Annotated in this window: 14 protein-coding genes and 1 pseudogene; 3 read left to right on the forward strand and 12 right to left on the reverse strand. The window is 67.8% G+C overall.

The window, feature by feature from the left end:
- Positions 1–92 precede the first annotated feature (92 nt).
- Positions 93–1,772 carry a murein biosynthesis integral membrane protein MurJ gene (murJ, locus tag ACZ60X_RS24265; protein ID WP_469602394.1) on the reverse strand — a complete coding sequence of 560 codons (1,680 nt, stop codon included), beginning with the start codon at positions 1,770–1,772 and terminating at the stop codon, positions 93–95.
- 755 nt (positions 1,773–2,527) lie between these two features.
- On the opposite strand from murJ, the gene ACZ60X_RS24270 reads away from it, so the two are divergent.
- From ACZ60X_RS24270 to ACZ60X_RS24280, 3 genes are all read left to right on the forward strand, one after another.
- Positions 2,528–3,283 (forward strand): penicillin-binding transpeptidase domain-containing protein, encoded by a 756-nt coding sequence (locus ACZ60X_RS24270; RefSeq protein ID WP_469602069.1) that lies wholly within the window; start codon positions 2,528–2,530, stop codon positions 3,281–3,283.
- A gap of 315 nt (positions 3,284–3,598) precedes the next feature.
- Positions 3,599–7,738, forward strand: coding sequence for an SGNH/GDSL hydrolase family protein (locus ACZ60X_RS24275; RefSeq protein WP_469602071.1), 4,140 nt, complete (start codon positions 3,599–3,601; stop codon positions 7,736–7,738).
- 97 nt (positions 7,739–7,835) lie between these two features.
- Positions 7,836–8,279 (forward strand): hypothetical protein, encoded by a 444-nt coding sequence (locus ACZ60X_RS24280; RefSeq protein ID WP_469602074.1) that lies wholly within the window; start codon positions 7,836–7,838, stop codon positions 8,277–8,279.
- Positions 8,280–8,396: 117 nt separating this feature from the next.
- On the opposite strand, the gene ACZ60X_RS24285 is transcribed toward ACZ60X_RS24280, so the two are convergent.
- The 11 genes and pseudogenes from ACZ60X_RS24285 to ACZ60X_RS24335 form a co-directional block, all read right to left on the reverse strand.
- Positions 8,397–9,275, reverse strand: a complete 879-nt coding sequence (locus ACZ60X_RS24285; protein ID WP_469602076.1) for a glycosyltransferase family 2 protein — start codon at positions 9,273–9,275, stop codon at positions 8,397–8,399.
- Positions 9,276–9,380: 105 nt separating this feature from the next.
- Positions 9,381–10,559, reverse strand: a complete 1,179-nt coding sequence (locus ACZ60X_RS24290) for a DegT/DnrJ/EryC1/StrS family aminotransferase (RefSeq protein ID WP_469602078.1) — start codon at positions 10,557–10,559, stop codon at positions 9,381–9,383.
- Positions 10,556–11,614 (reverse strand): NAD-dependent epimerase/dehydratase family protein, encoded by a 1,059-nt coding sequence (locus ACZ60X_RS24295; RefSeq protein WP_469602081.1) that lies wholly within the window; start codon positions 11,612–11,614, stop codon positions 10,556–10,558. Before ACZ60X_RS24295 ends, ACZ60X_RS24290 begins: the two co-directional genes overlap by 4 nt.
- 20 nt (positions 11,615–11,634) lie before the next feature.
- Complete coding sequence (locus ACZ60X_RS24300; protein WP_469602084.1) at positions 11,635–12,963, reverse strand: hypothetical protein; 1,329 nt, start codon at positions 12,961–12,963, stop codon at positions 11,635–11,637.
- An 11-nt stretch (positions 12,964–12,974) separates the two neighbouring features.
- On the reverse strand, positions 12,975–13,706 hold the full coding sequence (locus ACZ60X_RS24305; RefSeq protein ID WP_469602087.1) for a hypothetical protein: 732 nt from the start codon (positions 13,704–13,706) through the stop codon (positions 12,975–12,977).
- Positions 13,707–13,718: 12 nt separating this feature from the next.
- A complete protein-coding gene (locus ACZ60X_RS24310; RefSeq protein WP_469602089.1) occupies positions 13,719–14,741 on the reverse strand; it encodes an NAD-dependent epimerase/dehydratase family protein in 1,023 nt (340 codons plus the stop codon).
- Between the two features lie 180 nt (positions 14,742–14,921).
- Positions 14,922–15,155, reverse strand: a pseudogene (locus tag ACZ60X_RS24315) (DUF6624 domain-containing protein); the annotation flags it as partial.
- Positions 15,156–15,188: 33 nt separating this feature from the next.
- Entirely contained in the window at positions 15,189–15,824 is a 636-nt protein-coding gene (locus ACZ60X_RS24320; RefSeq protein ID WP_469602092.1) for a maleylpyruvate isomerase N-terminal domain-containing protein, read from the reverse strand.
- The gene (locus ACZ60X_RS24325; RefSeq protein WP_469602094.1) at positions 15,821–18,355 is read right to left on the reverse strand and encodes a tyrosine-type recombinase/integrase; all 2,535 of its coding nucleotides are present in this window, start codon (positions 18,353–18,355) and stop codon (positions 15,821–15,823) included. Before ACZ60X_RS24325 ends, ACZ60X_RS24320 begins: the two co-directional genes overlap by 4 nt.
- Entirely contained in the window at positions 18,352–19,635 is a 1,284-nt protein-coding gene (locus ACZ60X_RS24330) for a tyrosine-type recombinase/integrase (RefSeq protein ID WP_469602096.1), read from the reverse strand. The genes ACZ60X_RS24325 and ACZ60X_RS24330 overlap by 4 nt, the downstream gene beginning before the upstream one ends.
- A gap of 61 nt (positions 19,636–19,696) precedes the next feature.
- Positions 19,697–20,074, reverse strand: coding sequence for a hypothetical protein (locus tag ACZ60X_RS24335; RefSeq protein ID WP_469602099.1), 378 nt, complete (start codon positions 20,072–20,074; stop codon positions 19,697–19,699).
- Positions 20,075–20,076: the final 2 nt, after the last annotated feature.

Genomic DNA, 20,076 nt, shown 5'->3' on the forward strand with positions numbered 1-20,076 from the left:
AGGGCTCGCCCAGTCGGCACATCCGATGCCGTCCCGGCGGTCAGGGATCGAGTGGTCACCACTTCGCTGGAATCGAGAGCGGCTGAGACTGGTCAGCCCAGGCCGGGCAGTCTCCGCAGTTCGGAGACGCGGAGCAGGCGGGCCAGCAGCACGAACAGCACCAGCATCGTGACACCGCCGGCAGCCAGCGCCAGCACAGAGCCGACGACCGGAGCAGGGACGGCACCGGAGCAGATGCGGGCCACCGCCCAGCCGACGGCGCCGGCGGCCCCCGCTGCAGCCGTGAGTTTCCCGTACGTAGGCACGAGCCGTTTGCCGTCCAGGCGGCCTTCCAAACGGCGGCGCAGCTTGAGCCCGGTGACGAGCAGGCCGCCGGCGTAGGACGCTGCGTAGGCGGCTGCCATGCCGGTGACGGCCCAGCGCGGGGGCAGGAAGAGGTGGCAGCCAGTGGCCAGGATGATGTCGAGGCCGGAGATCCAGACCGCCATCCAGAAGGGGGTGCGGGTGTCCTCGAACGCGTAGAAGCCGCGCAGCAGCAGGTACTGGGCGGAGAAGGGGACCAGGCCGAGCGCGAAGGCCTGCAGCATCTGGCCGAGTGGCTGTGCCGAGTCCGCTCCGCTGCTGCTGTAGGAGAACATCACCGTGGCGATCTGCGGGCCGAAGGCCAGGAAGAAGAAGGCGGCCGGGACGATCGCCACACCCGTCACCCGCAGGCCCCGTGACAGGTCCTCGCGGACGTCTCCCAGGCGATGCTCAGCCACCGCCCTGCTCATACGCGGCAGCATCGCGGTGACCAGAGAGACCGTGATGATGCCTTGCGGGAGCATCCAGATGTTCTGCGCGAAGAAGTAGGCACTGTTGCCGGCACCGGCCCCCTGCGCGACCGCGTCCGCCGCGTTGGCGTAGCGCGTCACCACGGTCAGGGCGACCTGGTTGACCCCCACGAACAGCAGGGTCCAGCGCGCCGCAGCCACGCTCTTGCCCAGGCCCGTACCGCGCCAGTCGAAGCGCGGGCGCCACCTGAACCCTGTTTCGGCGAGATAAGGGATCAAGCAGACCGCCTGCAGAGCAATCCCGATCGTGGTGCCGATCCCCAGCAGCCGCACCTCGGCCGGTGTCACGGACCCGGCGTCACCGGGAGCCGGCACGAGCCACCGGTACAGGCCGAACATGGTGATCAGCACGATGTTGTTCAGGACCGGCGTCCACATCATCGCCCCGAACCTGCCGCGGGCATTGAGGACCTGGCCCAGCATGAAGAAGAGCCCGTAGAAGAAGATCTGCGGCAGCAGGAACCGGGCGAAGGCCACCGTCAACTCGAACAGTTGGTGATTGCCCGGCGTGTCCGGCATGTAGAGGCTCACGATCTCCGGAGCGAGGACCACGCCGACGACGGTCCCGACCGCAAGCACGCTCAGCACCAAGGTGACCAACCGCTGCTCGTGGGCCTGACCGCCATCAGCATGCTCGGTACGCGCCCGGACAAGCTGCGGCACGAGCACCGAGTTCAGCGCACCACCGATCAACAGCGTGTAGAGACTGGTTGGCAGAGTGTTCGCAGTGTTGTACGCGCCCCCGACCGCCGCCGTCCCCAGCGCGGCAGCCTGCAGCATCAACCGGAACATCCCCGTTCCGCGCGACACCACGCTGCCCGCCGCCATCAATGCGGACGAGCGCATCAGGCCCCCGGACGCGGCCCCCGAACGACGCCTCGCATGGCGGCGCCGCCCAGAATGATCCGTCTCCGCCGCCGTGCCCCCTTGATCAACCATGGCCTCAACTCTAGAACCGCGAAGATCACTTCGGAGGTTGGTGTCGGAAAGCGACGCCCACACTCGACCCGTGATCACGAACCCGCAGGTGGGCAGTGTCGGCAACTCGCGTCGCCCACAGCAGACGGTGGGTATGGGGAGGCGGACAGGGCGATGCCCCCGTCGCAGCAGCCGAACCCGTAGTCGTTGCCAGCGCGATGAACATTTCGCCCGCCCGGCCGGAAGTCAAGCAATGTCATGATCATGTTGAAAGATCTACCAAGTCGACCTGCCGGGAGAAGCCGAAACTCACCTTGCGGCGTCCAGCCATCAGATTCACGGAACCTCTGAAATTACGGCTTTTCACTTCATTACCCTATGAAAACAAGCCCGTCGAGGAAGTATTGGCCATTACCCGTCCGAAAGGTGGGTGGAAATTTGGTCGCCGACCGGCTGTAAAGAAACCTTGTGGAGTCTGTGTGCGCCGTGTCTAATGATCAGGCGCTCCGCTAAATGGACTAGACCAGTTGCCAGGTGGCGGCGTGAACGCGCGCAAAGGCGGGGGAACGCTTTGGCACAGGTACCGAGTTGCCTCCGCACTCCATGCATTGACATGAGGGGGGCTCATGCGTCTGAGAGAGTGGGATCTCTCCTCCGCAGGCGGCAGCGGTGGCGGTGGCGGTGGCGGTGGCGGTGGCGGACACATCGTAACCACCCTGAACGGGAGAAAGAGCACACACGTCCTCACGCGGCTGGACGCCGAGGTGCAGCAGGCTGTGGACACGACGGCCGCCAAGTATCCAGGCGCATCCATGGTCGTCGTCCGCCCCCGCACCGGCGACGTACAGGCTGCCCGTACCACCGGCACAGGAGCCGACCCCACGCTGGAGGGCGTACAGGCCCCAGGGCAGATCTTCGAACTCCTCATCACTGCAGGCCTCCTGGACCTCGGCGCGGTCACCTCCAGCACCCCGGTCGGCTGCCCCGCCAGCGCCTCCTACGACGGTCAGACCTTCACTAATCCCGACAACTGGAGCGCTCCGGACGCCCCGTTCACCGACGTGTTCACCCACGCCTGCGACACCGGCTTTATCCAGGTGGCCGACACACTCACCGGCAAGGACCTCGCCTCCGAAGCACGTGACGTATTCGGCCTGGGACTTGACTGGCAGACCGGTTTCACCACGGCCGACGGCGCCGTACCCGAACTCGTCGACGCCGACAAGGCCGCCGCTGCCATCGGCCGGGGCGAGGTCCGCCTCAACACGCTGAACCTCGCCTCCGTCACCGCCACCACCCAGAGCGGCCTTTTCCGACAACCCCTGTTCGTCTCCCCGAAGATCAGCGGTAAGGCACCGGCCCGCACCCACCGCTCCCTGCCGAGCGGTGTCGTGGACGAACTGCGGGCAGTGCGTACGCCAATGCCTCCGGGGCCGAAGGTGCCGCGTTCGGAGGTGTCGCCGACCAGTTCGCCGACAGTGACCAACCCATCAGGGGCTGGTTCACCGCCTACCACGGCGACCTGGCCGTAGCGGCCACCGTGGCCAAGAACTCACACCGGCCGGAGACCGCCGAGGCCGTCGTACGCACCGTCCTCGCCTCCACCACCGGCTGACTCGCCCCGAACTCGCGCCCGCCCTCTCGCAAGGCTCTCCGACGACGGCACCTCGGTCTTCTCGCGCCTGCCGAGTAGCCGGGTCCGCCCCGGCCTGCCGACGTTTCTTTCCCCGTGGCTCCGTGACCACTCCCCTACCCGGGCGCCCTTCCGCTCCGAGCCGTTCATGGCACAGGACAGCGGAAGTCCGCGCCCTTCCTAGCACACACCGACCGGAAGGAGATCTCCGCGCATGCGGATACCACTCAGACGCACCTGCGCCGCGCTCGCCGCAGCGGCCGTGCCGGTGCTGGGGCTCACCGCCCCCGCCCATGCCGCAGCTCCGCCTGCCGCTGCCTCGTTATCGCAGCACTCAGCTGTCCAGTCCGGCACTCCTGCGCCCCACACCCCGACCAGTGTTCCCGACCCCGACCATGCCCTGGGCCAGGGCTGGAAGAACAGCAGCGACCGGGCCGTGACCACCGCCGCCGATACGGCGGGCCTGCGTGTCCTTCTCGCCGATTCGAAGGACGCCTACCGGTGGCGAACGGCTGCGGTGCTGGCCGAGCCCGGCTTCACCGACGCGTGGATCGGCCAGGACTGCCTGATGGACCGCTCGCACGCGGCAGTGGTGTACGCCCCGCGCTCGTTCACCAACCGCGAGCAGCTGATGGAGAGGGGCGCGTTCGCCGCCGTCGTGAACCTGGATACCGGACGGGTCGTCAAGCTGCCTTTCACCGCGACGCTGGCGTACTTCGATCCCGGCTGCAACACCACCGAGCACACGGCGGCTTTCAGTGCCATCGGCACTTCGGCCACGCGGATCACCACCGTCGACACCGGCGGGAACATCGTGGGCCGGGCCACCGCGCCCGGCGAGGTGACCTCTGCTGTGCCCAGCGGCGGCCACGGTCAGGTGGTGGCGGCCGAGAGCGGTCGCATCGTACGCATCGACGCGGCCGGGCACACCACAGTCTCGGCACGTACCACCGGCACGGCCTACGACCTGACTCCGGGCGACCGGGACGCCATCGCCTACCTCGACCAGCACAGGGGCGTTGCCACCGCGCACGTCCTGCACTCGGGGAAGTCCGCCGTCATCGCCGGCGGACCGCTGACCTCTCTGGCGCTGCACGCCGGAACCGACGGGCGGGTCTTCGCCACCGGCAGCACCTCTGGGCACGGCGGCTGGGGGGTGCGCCTCCTGCCGCACGCCGACGCCCATGACAGCGTGTCCACCGAGGGGCGCCTCGCTGTGCAGCCGGTGCTCACCCCGTCCGTGCGCACCGCAACGGAGAACATCGCGCGGGCCGGCCGGGACCTGTCCCACTCCGGCGGCAGCACCGAGCCCGCTCCGTCCTCACACGCGACGCCGCCGCGCCCGGACCAGGCGCAGCTCATCACCGTGACCGCGACCGCTACTGGCACCGGAAAGCAGGTCGCCGAGCAGGTCGCGCCGCTCACTTCCGCTGCCGCCGCTCCGCAGGGCAAGGCGGAGTCCCCGGCTCTCTCCGATGGCGGAAGCCGAGCCCGGACGGGGGCCAGGGTGCGCCCCGCGACCGCCACGTCGAACTCCACCATCGACACCGACCGCTGGTGCGCTGTTCCGCGCAATGACCCGAACACGCTCGCGCTCCAGCCCACTCCGAACCAGGTCGAGTGGGCGGTGGACATGGCGGTCCGGGGTGACCTCAGCTCCCAATGGCTCGCTCAGGGTGGGTGGCGCAGCCAGGAGGGCGGGGGCACCGTGGACCCGCAGAGCCTCTTCCTCCTCCCCTCGTTGACGGGCGGCGGGCGCATCCCCGCCCAGGTGCTGCTCGGCATCCTGGCGCAGGAGTCCAACCTGTGGCAGGCCGAGCCCGGCGCCGTGCCGGGTCAGATGAGCAGCCCGCTCGCCGCGTTCAACGGGTTCTACGGCCGCGCCTCGGCTCCCGGGAACAGCGGCGCAGACTACTGGGCGATCGACTGGTCCAAGTCCGACTGCGGTTACGGGGTCGGGCAGATCACCGACGGCATGCGCCTGCCCTCCCACCCCAAGCCGGGCGAGACGGAGTTGCCCGCCAACCTGCAGCGCGCGGTGGCGGTCGACTACACGGTCAACGTGGCCGCCGCCGCCGGCATCCTCGCCACCAAGTGGAACGAAATCCACCAGCCCGGCCAGACCATCACCGTCAACGACGACAACCCGGCCCACCTGGAGGACTGGTTCGCGGCCGTGTGGGACTACAACTCGGGCCTGAACCCGGCGTCGCAGGCTTCCGCCAACGGCAACTGGGGACTCGGCTGGTACAGCAACCCCGCCAACCCGCTCTATGACCCCGCACGCGGTCCGTTCCTCGACGGCAACATCACCTGCACGCTGCCCGGGAACATCAAGGAGTCCGGGTGGGTCATGTGCGCGCAGTCGGGGGCCACGAACGTCACCGACAAGCCCTCGTTCGTCGACGCCGCGCACCCGGCGAACTGGCCGTACGAGGAGAAGGTGATGGGCTGGGCCACCGAGTCCATTGATACCGGCTACTCCTACGACACCGACGGGAATCAGGACCGCCCGGGCGCCTCCGGCTACTCCACGGCGGGCTTCCGCCCCGCGTGGTGGGACACCGAGAAGGACCGGATCATGGTCAAGCCGCCGCTGGAAGCGTTCTGTTCCACCGGCGCCAACGCCTGCGACACCGCCTCCCCGCCGCAGTGCGAGCCGCAGCACCTGGGCTCCTCCTGCGACGTCCCGCACTGGTGGCACCAGCAGAACGCGACCTGGAAATCGGACTGCTCCACCAGCTGCGGCCACGAGAGCCTGAAGTACGACGCCCTGCGCGCCGAACCCGGTCGCGGCTACAACCTCCTCTACGGCCAACCACAATGCTCGGGCGGACTGCCCTCCGGCGCACAGATCGTCACCACTGTCCCCAACGGCACCCCCACCTACTCCGACTGCGGGAGCGTCAGCGGTGACGCCGGCGCCTTCTCCTTCTCCTTCCAGCCGGACGCCGACAGCCACTACGAGGCCCGCATGGACCTTCAGCAGATCGGCGGCGGCTGGGGCGGGCACTTCTGGTACGCCCACACCCGGGCCGACAGCGCCGGGGTCTCCGGCGTGGGCCTGTCCTCCGCCGTCGACGGTGCCACCGGACCGATGTCCATCGTCGGCTCCTGGAAACTGTCCAACCAGCTCAACGCCTGGACACGCGTCATGGTGCACATCCCTGACACCGGGGCGCAGACCCAGCAAGCGATCTACACGGTGCACACCGGCGCCGGCGCCGACGAGAACAGGGTCATCAATACGCACCTTGACGCCAACACCTGGGTGAGCCTCGGGGTGTTCAACTTCGTCCCGACGGCCAATGGCGACTTCCAGGGCGTCAGCCTCTCGAACTACACCCCCGATGGGACCGCCGACGACGACATCGCCTGGGACTCCGTCGCTTTCCAGCCTCTCTCCGCGAAGCCGAAGGACTTCGTCGTCCAGATGGGCGACTCGTACTCCTCCGGAGAAGGGGCCGAGCCCTATCTGCCGGGTACCGATGTCGGTCCGTACGCCGACCAGTCCACCCAGACCTCTCCCGGACGGTCGTGGAACACCTGCCGCAGGAGTAAGAACTCCTGGATTCGGCAGACCGTTCTGCCAGGCCGGACAAGCACGATCGGGACGCTGGCGGACTCCAGCGACGCAAGCCTCGATTACCATTCGGTGGCGTGTTCCGGTGCGTACTCCTGGGAAATGGATCCCGCGGTGGGACAGGCGAAGAACTGGGGCACCATCGGCGAGTACCACGAGATTCAGCAGCTCAGCTCCGGATTCCTGGACAACAACACCACGTTGGTGACGCTCACGATCGGCGGCAACGACGCAGGGTTCAGCGATGTCGTGAAATCGTGCACCCTGGTGCCTCCGCTCGGGGGTGGCTGCCCTTCGGACTCGACGGTCAAGGGCCAGATCGACACGACGGTCTCCGCGGTAAGCCAGGTGATATCGGACATCCACAACCTGGCGCCGCACGCGAAGATCGTCCTGCTTGGCTATCCGCACCTGTTCGACACCAGCACGGCGTGCACGTCCGTCGTGGGCGTCACCGCGATGATCCAGCTCAACAGCTGGGGTGACTACTTCACCCAGAAGGACGCGAGCACGGTGGCCACGCTCCAGGGCCAGAAGATCCCCGTGGTCTTCCAGGACGCGGAACCGCAATTCAAGGGCTATGAGGACTGCGGATCATCAACACCGGGGATCAACGACTTCGTTGCCGCTCCCACTGGTCCCGGGGACTTCTCCTGCCCCGTCAAGGCAGACCCGACCACCTGGGTCTGCGTCAGCATGGAGAGCTTCCACCCCAACAACACGGGTACCACACGGTACGCTCTCGCCCTGGAGGCTGCACTGAGCAAGTAGCAACGTCCAGACAGGCTTAAGAGAGCTAGAGACCGAAGCGTTGCCCGCCCGACGTGAGCCAGTCCGCGGGCGGGCAACACCGGACGGGGACAATTCCATGATTCGCTTCCGGCGTTTTCTTGGTATCACAGGCGCAGTGATATGCCTGATCGCGTTCGCGGTATTTGCCGCTTTCGCGTGGGGGCAGCAGGACAACCGCCAGCAGGCGGACCGCAACCGCGTAAAGGCGCTCCAGGAGGCTGCCGACACCGCACACAATTTCGCGACACGCCTGGACAAGGCATCCGGTTCTTCCCTGCCCGACAAGGACCGGATTCAGCAGCTGGCAGCCTCGCTCCAGCTGGGCACACCCGGAGTCGTCAGCACGAGCTCGGGCACTTCCATCACCTTCCGGGTGGACATCCCGTACGCCTCACCCGGATCATTTTCCGGTACGGCCGTCTCGGAATGCTATGAGGTGGCGCTCGCAACGCCGCCGAGGAAGAAGGTGACACTCACCTCCCTCCCGTGCGGCAAGCTCAACCAGCACTCGGGTACTTGAAGGTGATGTTCTCATCGCCTCTGGAGGCGGAGATAGACCTGCACTACATCGGCACCGTCAACGCTCCTTCCCAGCAGCTACCGACACGCTGTCGGCGTCTTCGGTTCGTGTGGTGGCTCAGAAGGCCGGAGGCCGTCCAGCGCGGGTGAGGCGGGCGACCGTGTTCCAGCTCATGGGCTCGCGTGTCCCGCATGTGTCGCGGAGGCCTTCCATGAAGCCGGCGAGTGAAGCGCGCAGTGCGGGCAGCCCGCGTGTTCGCCAGAGGGTGACGGTGGCCCAGACGGCGAGGTTGACGGGGATGAGGAGGCGGGGCAGGCGCCGGCGGGCGAGCCAGACCCGGTTGCGGGCGTTGAGCCGGTAGAAGGCTGCGTGGCGGGAGGGGTGGGTGGCGGGGTGGTGCACGATCACGTCGGGCATGTAGTAGCCGTGGTAGCCGTGGTCCCACAGCCGCCAGGCCAGGTCGACGCCCTCGTGGTAGAGGAAGAAGGAGCCGGGCCAGCCGTCGACCTGGTCGAAGGCGGAGCGGCGGATCATCACGACGCCTTCGGCCATGACGGTCACGATGCCGGGGCGGGTCGGGTCGGATGCGCGCAGGCGCGGGACCCAGCGGCGCAGGGTGATGCCGCTGTCGGGGTCGGCGATGCGGGGCTGTGTGTAGGCGAGGCCGTGATCGGCTTCCAGGCGGGCGACGAGCTGGGCCAGGACGTGGGGGGTGGGCAGCAGGGCGTCGTTGTCGAAGAAGAAGAGGTAGTCGCCCGTCACCCGGTCGGCGCCAGTGTTGCGGCCTTCGGGGATGCCGACGTTCTCGGCCAGTGTGACCGTGCGCACACCATCGGGGACCTGCTGGGGGGTGCACCCGTTGCCCACGACGACGACGTCCAGATCGACGCCTTCCTGAGCCAGGAGGGACGACATGGCCTTCGGGAACTCGTCCGGCCGGTCGTTCATGGTCAGGACCACGGCCCCCACGGTGGGTCGCGTTGCGCCGTTGTTCACGCCGATGTTCCCCTTCGTTGTGCTGCGGGCGGTCAGCCTACGGCATGGGCGCCCGCGCGCTGTGGCCGTCAGCAGCGAGGAGGCGCGGCCCGGAGCGCGCCGTCTTCACGCTCCGGGCGGGTGATAGGAGGACCAGAGCCTGCACATGGCGGTGATCACGCGGTCCACGTCACGGTCGGTCATGGCCGGGTAGCACGGCAGGGACAGCTGCTGGGCGGCGGCTGTCTCGGTGACGGGCAGGGCGCCGGTGTCCAGGTTCTGATAGGGGGCGAGAGTGTGCACGGGTTTGAAGTGCGCGCTGGTGCCGATCTGGTGCACATCGCGCAGCACCTGTGCGGCCTGGTTGCGATCCAGTGGCGCCGTGGCGGGGTCGATGAGGACCGAGTACAAGAACCAGCCGTGCTCGACGCCAGGCAGGACGGCGGGAATGGTCAGGCCGGGCAGAGTGGCGAGAGCTTCGGTGTAGGCGGCAGCGATCTCGCTGCGGCGGGCGGTGAAGGCCGGGAGCCTGGTGAACTGCCGCAGGCCGATCGAGGCGGTGATGTCTGGCATAACGTACTTCAGGCCCGGCACGCTCACGTTGTAGTCGGCGGTGTTGCGCTGTCCGTGCCGGCGCCAGGCGGAGGAGTCGATGCCGTGGCGGCCCAGCGGCCGGGCCTTGTGGATGAGGTCGGAGCGGCCGACGAGCATGCCGCCTTCGCCGGTGGTCATGACCTTGTTCGCGTAGAAGCTGAAGACGGCGAGGTCGCCCGCCGCGCCGGCGCGGCGTCCGTCGCGGCTGGCGTGCAGGGCGTGGGCGGCGTCCTCGATCAGGATGAGCCCGTGGTCGTCGGCCAGCTTGCGGAAGGCGGTGAGGTCGCAGGGGTGGCCGCCGTAGTGCATGACGACGATGGCCTTCGTCCGGCCGGTGATCGCTGCCTCGGCCGCCTGGGGGTCGATGTTGAGCGTGGCGGGCTCGATGTCCGCGAAGACGGGCTGGGCGCCGACCTGGAGCAGCGCGTTCGGGGCGGCGCAGAAGGTGAGGCTCGGGGTGATCACCTCGTCGCCGGGGCCGAGCCCGAGGGTGAGGAACGCGAGGTGGAGGGCTGCGGTGCAGGAGGACACGGCGAATGCGTCCTGGACGCCGAGGGCCTCGCGTACGGCGTCCTCGAAGCGGGCGGCTTTCGGGCCGTAGGTCAGCCAGCCGGAGCGGAGGGTGTCGGTGACCTCGGCGATCTCCTCCTCACCGATGGACGGCTGGTTCCACGGCAGGAACGGCGCGCCGGCAGGGGCGGTGGGGGTCATCGGGTCCTCCAGCCGCTGGCGGTGTACTCGGCGTGCAGGCGCTCGCACTCGGGGGTGCGCCGGGCGGTGAGGTGCGCGGCGTCGCGGGCGAGGATGAGGCCCTTGAGGTTGTCGTACTCGGGACGGTCCGGGTCGCCCAGTTTGCGGGTCTCCATGGCCTCGGCGATCTCGCGGATGCCGTCGTGGAGCCAGTGCCGGCATGCTCCGGGGAAGGCGTCGGCGAGGCGGGCGAAGGATGTGCGGTAGTCGCGGGCGTCGGTCTCGTCGCGCTCCGGGCCGCGGTCGATCTTGGTGCCGGGTAGCGTGCGCTGCACGGTTTCTGCGATGTCGGCGATGGTGAAGTTTGCCCGGTCCGATCCCACGTTGAACACCCGGTGGCCTTGGGGGGTGTTCAGGACTGCGGCGAGGGTTTCGGCGACGTCGGCGACGTGGACCAGAGGGCGGCGCTGGGATCCCCCGTTGAGCGGGATCCGGCCGGTTACGACGGCATGGGCGGTCATGCGGTTGGCGACCGAGTCCAGGCGTTGGCGCGGTGAGCGGCCGTGCACGGTGGCGAGCCGCAGCACTGTCAACGCGGTGTCGTCGAGCGTGGCGGCCAGGCGGCGTTCGGCCAGAACCTTGGTGGTGGCGTAGATGCCCAGTGGATTGGGGGCGGTGGATTCGTCCACGGTCCCGGCGTGCTGGCCGTAGACGCTGCACGAGGAGAAGAACACGTAGTGCCCGACCCCGGCCTCGTGGGCGGCCTCGGCGGCGAGGATCGGGGAGGCGTAGTTGAGTTCGACGGCCAGGCGCTCGTCGACGGCGCAGGCGGGTTCCCCGACGAGGCCGCCCAGGTGCACGACCGCGTCCGCGCCCTGGACGGCACGCCGGAGCGCAACTGTGTCCCTCAGGTCGGCGTGGACGAAGTCGGTGGCGGTCGGCACGAGCCGTGCCGGGTCGTCGCCGCGGTGGTAGATCAGCCCGTCCACGACGGTCACGTGGTGGCCCAGGGCGGTCAGGAGGCGGGTGGCGACGGTGCCGATGTAGCCGGCGCCGCCGAGCAGGACGATGCGCACGCTGGGTGCTCCTTTTCGATTCAGTGTGCTGCGGGCTCGGGGGTGGTGGGGAAGGCGGCCTTGCCCAGGGCGGTGGCCCGCAGGTCGGTCAGGCGCGGGATGAAGGTCACGTCGAGCTGGTCGACCGGGTGGAGGAAGCCGCGTTCGCAGACCTCGGCCGTCCACACCGCGTAGGAGCCGTGCGGGTAGGCGAGGTTGACGCCGATCTCCCCTTTGGGCAGGAAGCCGTTGAACGGGGTCGGGATGCCCTCGCGGTTCCAGTACGCGTACGCCTGAAGTGCCTTGGCCTGTTCGAACACCGGGAAGAGCCGCGGGTATCGGGGCTCGGTGCGCATCTCGCGGAAGACCATCTGCCCCAGCAGGTAGGGCGCGATACGGGCGAGGGTGAGGAAGTCGGCGTCCTTGAAGGAGACGGCTGCCGCGTCCTGCGAGGCTTCCAGGGCCGTGCAGGCGAACAGGTGCGGCAGGCGACGGTGAACGTAGTAGGCCACGCCCGGTGCGAGCGCGGGTTCGATCTCGCCGATCAGGCCCGTGAGCCGGTCGTGGCCCGGTGCGAACAGGGCAAGGTCGAACAGACGGTGCATGCTCTGGACCGCCGAGAAGGCGAGCTGCTTGTAGAGCCGGTTGTTCATCTCCCCGGCTTCGGCGTGCGCCCTGGTCTGCGGGGAGGTGGAGTGGAGCATCAGGTACTCGGACAGCACTTCGAAGTACAGGTAGCCCAGGAACGGAACCAGCGGCACAGCGGCGGCGAGCCGGTCGATGAACACCGTGTCCGGGCGGGGGGCGCTGCCGCATGCGGCAGCCAGGAGGGTGTCCAGGAACCCGGATGCTGCCCGTACGCGTTCCACGGCTGCCTGCCGAATCCGGGCGTCCTCGGCGCCGGTCAGGCAGTCACGGTGCTCCTCGTAGGTGCGCAGGTGGATGCGGCCGAGGCGTAGATAGTCGATGCCCTTGACCGGCACCGCCGCGCCGGGGCTGATCTCGATGACCAGGACGTCGCGGTTCTGCTTCGTCTCCAGCAGATAGGCGCCCATGTTGTGCGGCCTCAGCCCCGCCGGCTCGGGGCTGAGGGGAGCGCAGTACAGACTGCCGACCAGGCAGCCGGCCGCGGCATACAGCTGCCCGCTCGCACGGATCGCGTCCAAGGCCGCGGTCGTGTGCATCAGGTGGATCGGGCGCCCGCTGGCCAGGGTCTTCAGCATGGTGTTGCCGCGCAGCAGCCACCCGTTCGGGGTGCCGTGCTCCAGCTGCTCGCGCCACTGGGTGGGGGTCTCACTGAGGGAGGCGGGGCCGGGTGGCCGGGCGGGGGCGGCGTAGTCGGTGTGGGCGTCGTCCCATTCGGCGCGCACGTTGAGGTCTCCTACCGGTAGAGGATCTGACGGGCGTGGGTGAGGGCTTCGGCCGGGGCGGCCCCGTCCAGGCGCCTCTGCTCGCTGGAGGTGACCAGGTCGAAGGCCAGCGGGTGAAGCCACTGCGGTACGCGGATGCGTAGCCGGCGGGTGTCGGGCCACCAGCGGTCCAGCGGCAGCCGGTACCGGTCGAGGCAGTCCGCGGCCTTCAGCAGGTCCGTGAACTGCCGGGCCTGCCCGTAGGCGCGTACCTGGTCGGCCGAGAACGCGCCGTAGGGGACGTCGTGCAGGGCCATGGCGGTGGCAGCCGACGCGATCAGTGCAGGCGGGAGCTGGTGTCCGAAGGCGCGGCTGACCGTCTGGGGGTGCCGTGCGAACCAGCGGGCCGCTCTTCGGCCGTGGCCGACGTCGTCGCGGTCGTGACGGCGGCGGCAGTCGTGCACCGCCGCCGCGACGCACAACGTGGCCGCCTCCTCGCGGTTCAGGCCGTACTCGCCCGCGAGGAGCGAGGCGAGCGCACTGACGCGGGCGCCGTGCAGGACGCCATGAATGGAATCCGCGAGCCGTACGTCGGCGAACCACTCCGTGCGCGGGATCAGCAACAGGGGAGGATGCAGCACACCTGACGGCTGGTCGGGGAAGGAGGAGGGCCGGTGGGAGGTGATCCAGTCCAGCGTGGGCCGGTCCATCACCTGGTGATCACCGAGCAGCCGCCTCTCGGCGAGATCTCTGAGCGAAGGCATCAGGGCGTCCGCCTACGCCGCGGTGGGCTCGCGCAGCCACGGCGGGATCACGTCCGGACGCTCACGCAGCCACGCGGCATACCGGGCCACCCCCTCCCCCACGCTGATGCCCGGCCGCCAGCCCAGGAGATCTTCCATCCTGCGGGTGCAGGCGAACCCGCCCTCCGGATCACCCGGAGGCATCGGCCTCTCCACAAGCTTGGCGCCGGGGTAGTGCGAGCAGACCAGCTCGGCCAGGCCACGGATCGTCGTGGCCGTGCCGGTGCCGATGTTCACCGTCGCCCGGTGCGCCCGCTCGGCGGTCAGGGCGTGCAGAGTCCCAGTGGCGATGTTGTCGACGTGGACAAAGTCGCGGACCTGGTGTCCACCGCCGTTGAGGTGCAGCGGCAGTCCCAGTGCGGCGCGCATCGCGAACCAGGCGACGACCCAGGAGTGGCTGTGCTCTTTGATGACCTGCGGTTCTCCGTACACCGAGAAGTAGCGGACGATCGCGTAGGAGATGCCGGAACCGCCGAGCAGCGCGGCGGTCTCGTGTTCACCCCAGACCTTGCTGGCTCCGTACACCGAGACCGGGCGCATCGGCGCGTCCTCCCTGAACCGTGCCCCCGCCTGCCGGTGCTCGCCGTTGCCGTAGACGCTGGCGGAGGAGACGAACACCATCCGGCGTACGGTCTGCGAGCTGGCCACGGCGTCGAGGACCCGTTGGGTGCCGACCACGTTGCTGTCGATCGCGTCCAGGGGCTGGCGGGTGCAGGCCGCCACGTCGGCCAGGGCAGCGGCGTGGATGACGTAGTCGCAGCCCGGGATGAGCCTCTTGATCAGGCGGGGTTCGGCGATGTCACCAACGATGAAGTCCGGGTCGTCGGAGCGGATGCCGAAGTAGTTGCGATAGGTGCGCTCCGGGTAGGCGTCCATCTTGCACACCGACACCGTGCGCGCGCCGAGCCGGCGGAGTTGTGCGGTGAGGCGGCTGCCGATCAACCCGCCCGCGCCTGTGACGAGCACTGTGCATCCGGCGAGTTCGCTTAAGGACATGACCATGCTCCTTTGATGAAAGGGAAGTTGAGGACTGCGTGGTGCAGAGGGGGCTGCGTGGTTGGGACCGGTGGCCGGGAGGACCGTCATGCACTCCCGGCCACTGGAGCTGTGCGGTGTGCGGTTACGGCCGTCGTCAGCCCACGCGTCCCGGGTCGTTGGGGAACTGCTCGACGGACCTCATGCGGCGCTTCCTACGAGCGCGGGCGCCCGGTCGTCGTCGCGAGACTGCTCGCTCTCCGGCTCGCGGCGGTGGCGCTGCCGCAGGGCTTCGCAGGCGGCAGCGTGCGGCGGCAGGCCGACGCTGGCACGGCGGGCGTCGAGGTGATCCGGGTCCTGCGTCGGCAGCATCTGTATGCCGGCGGGGCTGCGGCAGTGCTGGGTACCGAAGACCTGCGGCTGTCTTCTCTGAACTACGAAGTGATCCCCGTTGTATGTCGAGGTCGGTCAGATCACGTTGATCGCCGCGGATGCTCGCTCCGCACGGGTCAACGCTCTGAGCAGCGCGGCTTGGCCGTGCCGTCCAGCGGCGAGTCGAGCCAGTAGCACGAGCACGGGATCGAAGGCGGCCTCCGGAAGATCTTGCGTGGTGACTCCCACGCTGACAGCGAGATCGTCCATGTGCACGGCGAGCTCCAACATCCGCGTGACCAGAAAGTCGTCGAGACACAGCGCCCATCCCGTCTGCGGCATGAACACGGCCTGGTCGCCTGAACGCCCAGCAAGATTGGTCTGCTGCTCAACGAGCGCGGTGCGGGCGCGCTCGGCCAACGACAGCACTCCTTCGGATGCGATGCCCTCGCTCTTCGCCCGGATGCCGGTGTTGACCTCTCCGTCGAGTGGTGCGTCGATCCAGGCAGCGCGCGCGTAATGTTCCAGCAACGGGATCGGCGCCTGTTGCGACTCGGGCTCTTCCAGGGCCGAGCTGACACTGAAGATCTGGTAGGCGAGGTGGCCGGCCAGACCGCCGACCGTCATCTTGGCCAGCGCGCTGGGCCGCTCCCATGCCGCGTCGACTTCTGGAATCTCCAGCAGTGATGCTGTTTGACTCGCGACGGCGAGGTAGGCGTCTATGACGCTCATGAAGTCCTCCATGATTCGAGATCTCCGACACTATGGGCCTTGGGCGGTGCGTGGGTGGCAGCTTGCGGACCGGTGGTGACGTGGCGTCCGACGATGTCGGAAAAGCCAGGCATTCCCATGTTCACGGTCGCGTTGCGGCGAGCGATGAGGTCGTCGAGCTGGGTGAGTTTCTCCTCAGCGCCGGCGAGGCTGACCTTGAGTCCTTCAACTTCGCCGAGCCAACCTTCGCGCTCGGCTTCGGCGATGCGGGCAAGCAGGTTGTCGCGGATGTCGACAAGCCGTGCCCGTTGCGTCGGATCGGGTCGAAGCAGGGCGCATCTGACACAAGCGTGCTCATGGATACAAGGTGTTCCGAAGGCGCGTGCGCAGGTTCCGACGGACACCTTCCGTTTCTCGAAGTGGCCGAGAAACTCGTCCCATTCCTCCGGTGTGGGGGTGCGGTATTCAGCGCCGGGTCTGGTTGACCGTCGCCGGGCTAGGAACCCGCGGAAGTTGTTGATAGCTTCCTGGGGATAGACGGCCTTGTAGCCCATGGTCGTATTGATGTCCTGGTGACCACAAATAACCTGGGCGATGTGGGGTGGGAGACCATTCATTACCAGGTCAGTGACGAACAGCCTTCGGAAATCATGCGGGGTGAAGGTAACTGGCTTTCCGCCAGCTGTGGCGGTGAATCCGGCTTCCCTTGCAACCTTCTTGATCAGGTCGCGGGCGCATGCGGGGCTGATCACCCGGCGTTCGGAGGCGTACTGCCGTTGGAAGAGGAAGGGCATAGGCGGGGTCCAGGTTTTTTCATGGATGTCTCTTGCGCTGACCATTGGGACTACCGCCTGGCCGGAGCGGATGCGGCGAATGACGGTGGCCAGCACTTCTCCCAGCTCTGGTGAGACCAGGACGAGTCGTTCGGTGTCTGTCTTTGATGGCACGATCTGCAGCAGTGGCACGATCTCGCCGGTGGTCGGCAGCTTGTATTGCACGAAGGCGTGGTGGGTGAGTTCGAGTGCTTCCTCGATCCTGGCCCCGCTGTGCCGCAGGACTTCGACCAGCGCCCAGGCCCAGAAGGCGCGGTCTTCCCGCATGCTCAGGTCATGACGCTGACCCGTGCTGTCGGTGGCGTAGATCTTGGGGCTGTGGTTGTAAGGCATGTGCGGACGGGTCCAGGTCTCGCTGCGGCAGGTAAATTGCTGGCCAGGCTCAGTCCCCTGGGCGGCCTGCAGGAGTTGGTCGGAGTGTTGGCGATACCGGTTCAGCGCATTTACCAGCGAGGGCAAGGTGGGAAGTTGCTCTCGAGTGCGCTGGTCCATACGCGATTTGCGGTGCAACTTCGTTTTATGGATCGCACATTCGTGGGCCTTAATGGGGCACGGAGCCACCCACTGGGCCCACCGCTCGGGTTCCTCGGCTGCCCATTGGGCGATGTCGAGGTAGAAGGCTCGAATCTGTAACAGCATCCCGGGGTAGTTCTTCCGCTCGCCCTTCGGAGTTCCATCCCTGTCACGCAGGAACTTCAGACGTTGTTTCCAGGCCGTAGCGACTTCGGGCGACAAGCGGAGGGAGTCGATACCGGGATTGTGGAGTTCCAGGTCTTTCCAGAACAGCTTTGCAAGGTCGTGGCTGGTCCTGTCCAAGGTGGCATAGTCGACTGAGGGCTGCCGCTCCTTGAGGTAGGCGACCAGAAGGTCTCGGACCGGCCGGCAGGCGACGTCGTAGCGGTCGACCATTGCCTCGACGCTGATCTGTCCGCGTCCGATCAGCGGCCGGATGTTCGGCGGGAGCCCGTCAGGCAAGACTCCGGCACCCAACAACAGCTGGTAGGCGAGGTTAAGGTTCCTTGCCCGCAGTCGGCTCCGGGCCCTGACAGCTTCGTTCAGCTCTAGGAGGTCGCCCAGGGTGACATCAGAGACGTTGCCCCCTTTGTGGATCAGGATCCAGGCGACGCGGTTCAGCGCCTGCTGCAGGCCCTTGTCATGGATGCCTTCAAGCCCTGCGGCCACCTCGTGCAGACGGTTGAAGCCGTCGGCGTCCATGACGGCCTTGGCGCGCTTGAGTAACTTCGCGGATCCGCGCTGGCCCAGCAGCCAGCGGTAGGTGGGCCGTACCACCTCGCTGTAGACCAGAGCGTTCACGCCGCTCAGGAGCGCGAAATGTTCCTGCTCGGACACTTCCGCGTCCGGCTGTAACCATTGCTCGGCGAGCTTGACCCACTCCCATCCGGCTGCATCGGCCCCGCTGACCAGCCACCGGCTCTGCCACGTCTCGCCCGGGTGGGTCTCCAGCCAGCTCAAGACCCACTTGATGCCGCGGCGGCGGTAGGACTCACTCTCACAGTTCGCTCCGCGATACCGAGTCTGAAACATCCACTCCAGCACTTGCTCGCGTGAGTAGTACGTCTGCGGCCAGGACTCAACAGGTGGCCGTGGCGGGTAGCGCCGCAGGAGATCGTCCACCGGATGCTCGGTGATGACCGTGGCTGTTGCAGCCGACGGGTGCGTGAGCACACGCCGCACGGGAGTATCCAGCTTCGAGCTCACAGTGGCCTCCCAAACAGCACCTCAAGGTCGTCTTGCCGGTAGCCGGAAGCCACAGAGGGAGCCTGCACCTGTTCACGACGCTCTGCCTGGCGTGCATGATGTGCGAGAACACTGCTGATCACCTCGTCCCGGTGCGGGGAAAGATAGATCTGAGTAGTCGTCAGATGTGCGTGTCCAAGGACCCACTGCACATCGGTAAGCGGCATCTCGGGGTCACGAGCCATCCGGTAGGCCGCCGTGTGCCGCAGATCGTGGAGGGTCCAGTTCGACCCAAGCCCGGCATTCGCCCGCTCGAACATCCGATGTGCGGCGTGATAGGTCAACGGCCGCAGAGGGTGCCGAAGTGTCCACCACAACGGCCGACGCTGCCCAGCCGGGACCTTGCCTTGCAACTGCTGCTGGTAGAGCCGCAGCCAGACGAACGCGTCGGGAGAGGCAGGCAGTTGCTGGACCGCCCCGGTGCCCTTGCGCACGACGGAAATCACCTGCTGGCCGGGGTCGGCGTCGCCGCGGCGAGCGCCGAGAAGCTCCGAAGCCCGCGCGCCGGTCGACACCCAAAACGCCACAAGCGCACGGTCCCGGTCGCTGGGCAGGTCCGCAAACAGCCGGTTGAAGAACTCATCCGGCACGCTGCGAGGCAGACGCTTCGCGACACGGGGGCGATAGAGCCCGGACCGCTCGTTGCGGCGCGGCTGCATCGGACTCTGGTGAGCATGGGCCCGCTGGTGGAGACGCTCCCTCACCAGAGGGAAGGGGTTCAAGACAGGCCCACTGCCAGCGTCGCGGTGAAAATCGTAGAAGCTCCTCAGAACAGTTTCACTGTGCGCGCGCACGGACTGCGCGTACTTCGTTCCCGGTTTCGGCTTGCCCGTGACCTGGTTGGGAACGCCGGCCGATCGACGCTGCCCGAGCCCGGCCATCGCCGTGGTGGCCTCGCCAGTGGAACGGTTACGCCAGTGAACTCGGACGGGCTTGTCGGCGATCTGCATCCATCGGCTGAAGTCACGGGCCTCGATCCTGGTCGCCCGGTCCCAGCGCACGCCGACCGCCGCGAGAAACCGGTACCAGCGCAGCAGATCCATGCCATATGAACGCAATGTCGAGGGCCGGCGTCCTGCCGCCTGCATGTCCGCCAGGAAGAGTGTGACTCCTGGCTCGGCGAGCCCATGCTCATTCACCACTTGGTACGGCTCCCATTCGTTGCCGGTGGCCTTCAACGCACCGACCAACGGCACGGACAAGGCGGCAAGATCTCTCGGAGGCGTGCTGAGTTCGTCCACGAACGACCTAACTGACGGGACGAAGAAAGGTCACCTGACCTGCGAAGACTCCCTTCTTAGTTCAGTCAACAGGACCGGCATTAACGCTGCACCGGTCGCGCAGGTGCGCCCACTGCTGGATCGTCGCCTCACCTTCTTCGACGGCGGCGGCCAGGAGGCCGAGAGCCAGCTGTTGAAGGGCCGGGTCGTGGTCGGCGTGCAGGGCGAGGTGCCAAGCGGCTTCGGCGCCTTCCTCTCCGACGAGGCTCGTGCCGGGCCAGCCGTGGTCCGTGAGGATCCGCCGCAGCACCTGGGCGTCGGCGCGATCGACGTGCCGTTCCATGTCGATCGCGGTGGGGCTCAGCAGCCCGCGGACGAGGAGAGCGCGGTGTGCCCGCGCTCTTTCGTCACGGTCGATGAGGGTTCGGGCGAGGTCGGGCCGCTGCGGTTGTGTGGTCATGG

It is taken from the genome of Streptomyces sp. NPDC104106, assembly GCF_055584345.1.

What these genes read in the sequence shown, in the direction of transcription:
- murJ (WP_469602394.1), bottom strand. Translation starts at nt 1,772, where the DNA reads ATGGTTGATCAAGGGGGCACGGCGGCGGAGACGGATCATTCTGGGCGG.
- ACZ60X_RS24275 (WP_469602071.1), top strand. Translation starts at nt 3,599, where the DNA reads ATGCGGATACCACTCAGACGCACCTGCGCCGCGCTCGCCGCAGCGGCC.
- ACZ60X_RS24280 (WP_469602074.1), top strand. Translation starts at nt 7,836, where the DNA reads ATGATTCGCTTCCGGCGTTTTCTTGGTATCACAGGCGCAGTGATATGC.
- ACZ60X_RS24290 (WP_469602078.1), bottom strand. Translation starts at nt 10,559, where the DNA reads ATGACCCCCACCGCCCCTGCCGGCGCGCCGTTCCTGCCGTGGAACCAG.
- ACZ60X_RS24305 (WP_469602087.1), bottom strand. Translation starts at nt 13,706, where the DNA reads ATGCCTTCGCTCAGAGATCTCGCCGAGAGGCGGCTGCTCGGTGATCAC.
- ACZ60X_RS24310 (WP_469602089.1), bottom strand. Translation starts at nt 14,741, where the DNA reads ATGTCCTTAAGCGAACTCGCCGGATGCACAGTGCTCGTCACAGGCGCG.
- ACZ60X_RS24320 (WP_469602092.1), bottom strand. Translation starts at nt 15,824, where the DNA reads ATGAGCGTCATAGACGCCTACCTCGCCGTCGCGAGTCAAACAGCATCA.
- ACZ60X_RS24335 (WP_469602099.1), bottom strand. Translation starts at nt 20,074, where the DNA reads ATGACCACACAACCGCAGCGGCCCGACCTCGCCCGAACCCTCATCGAC.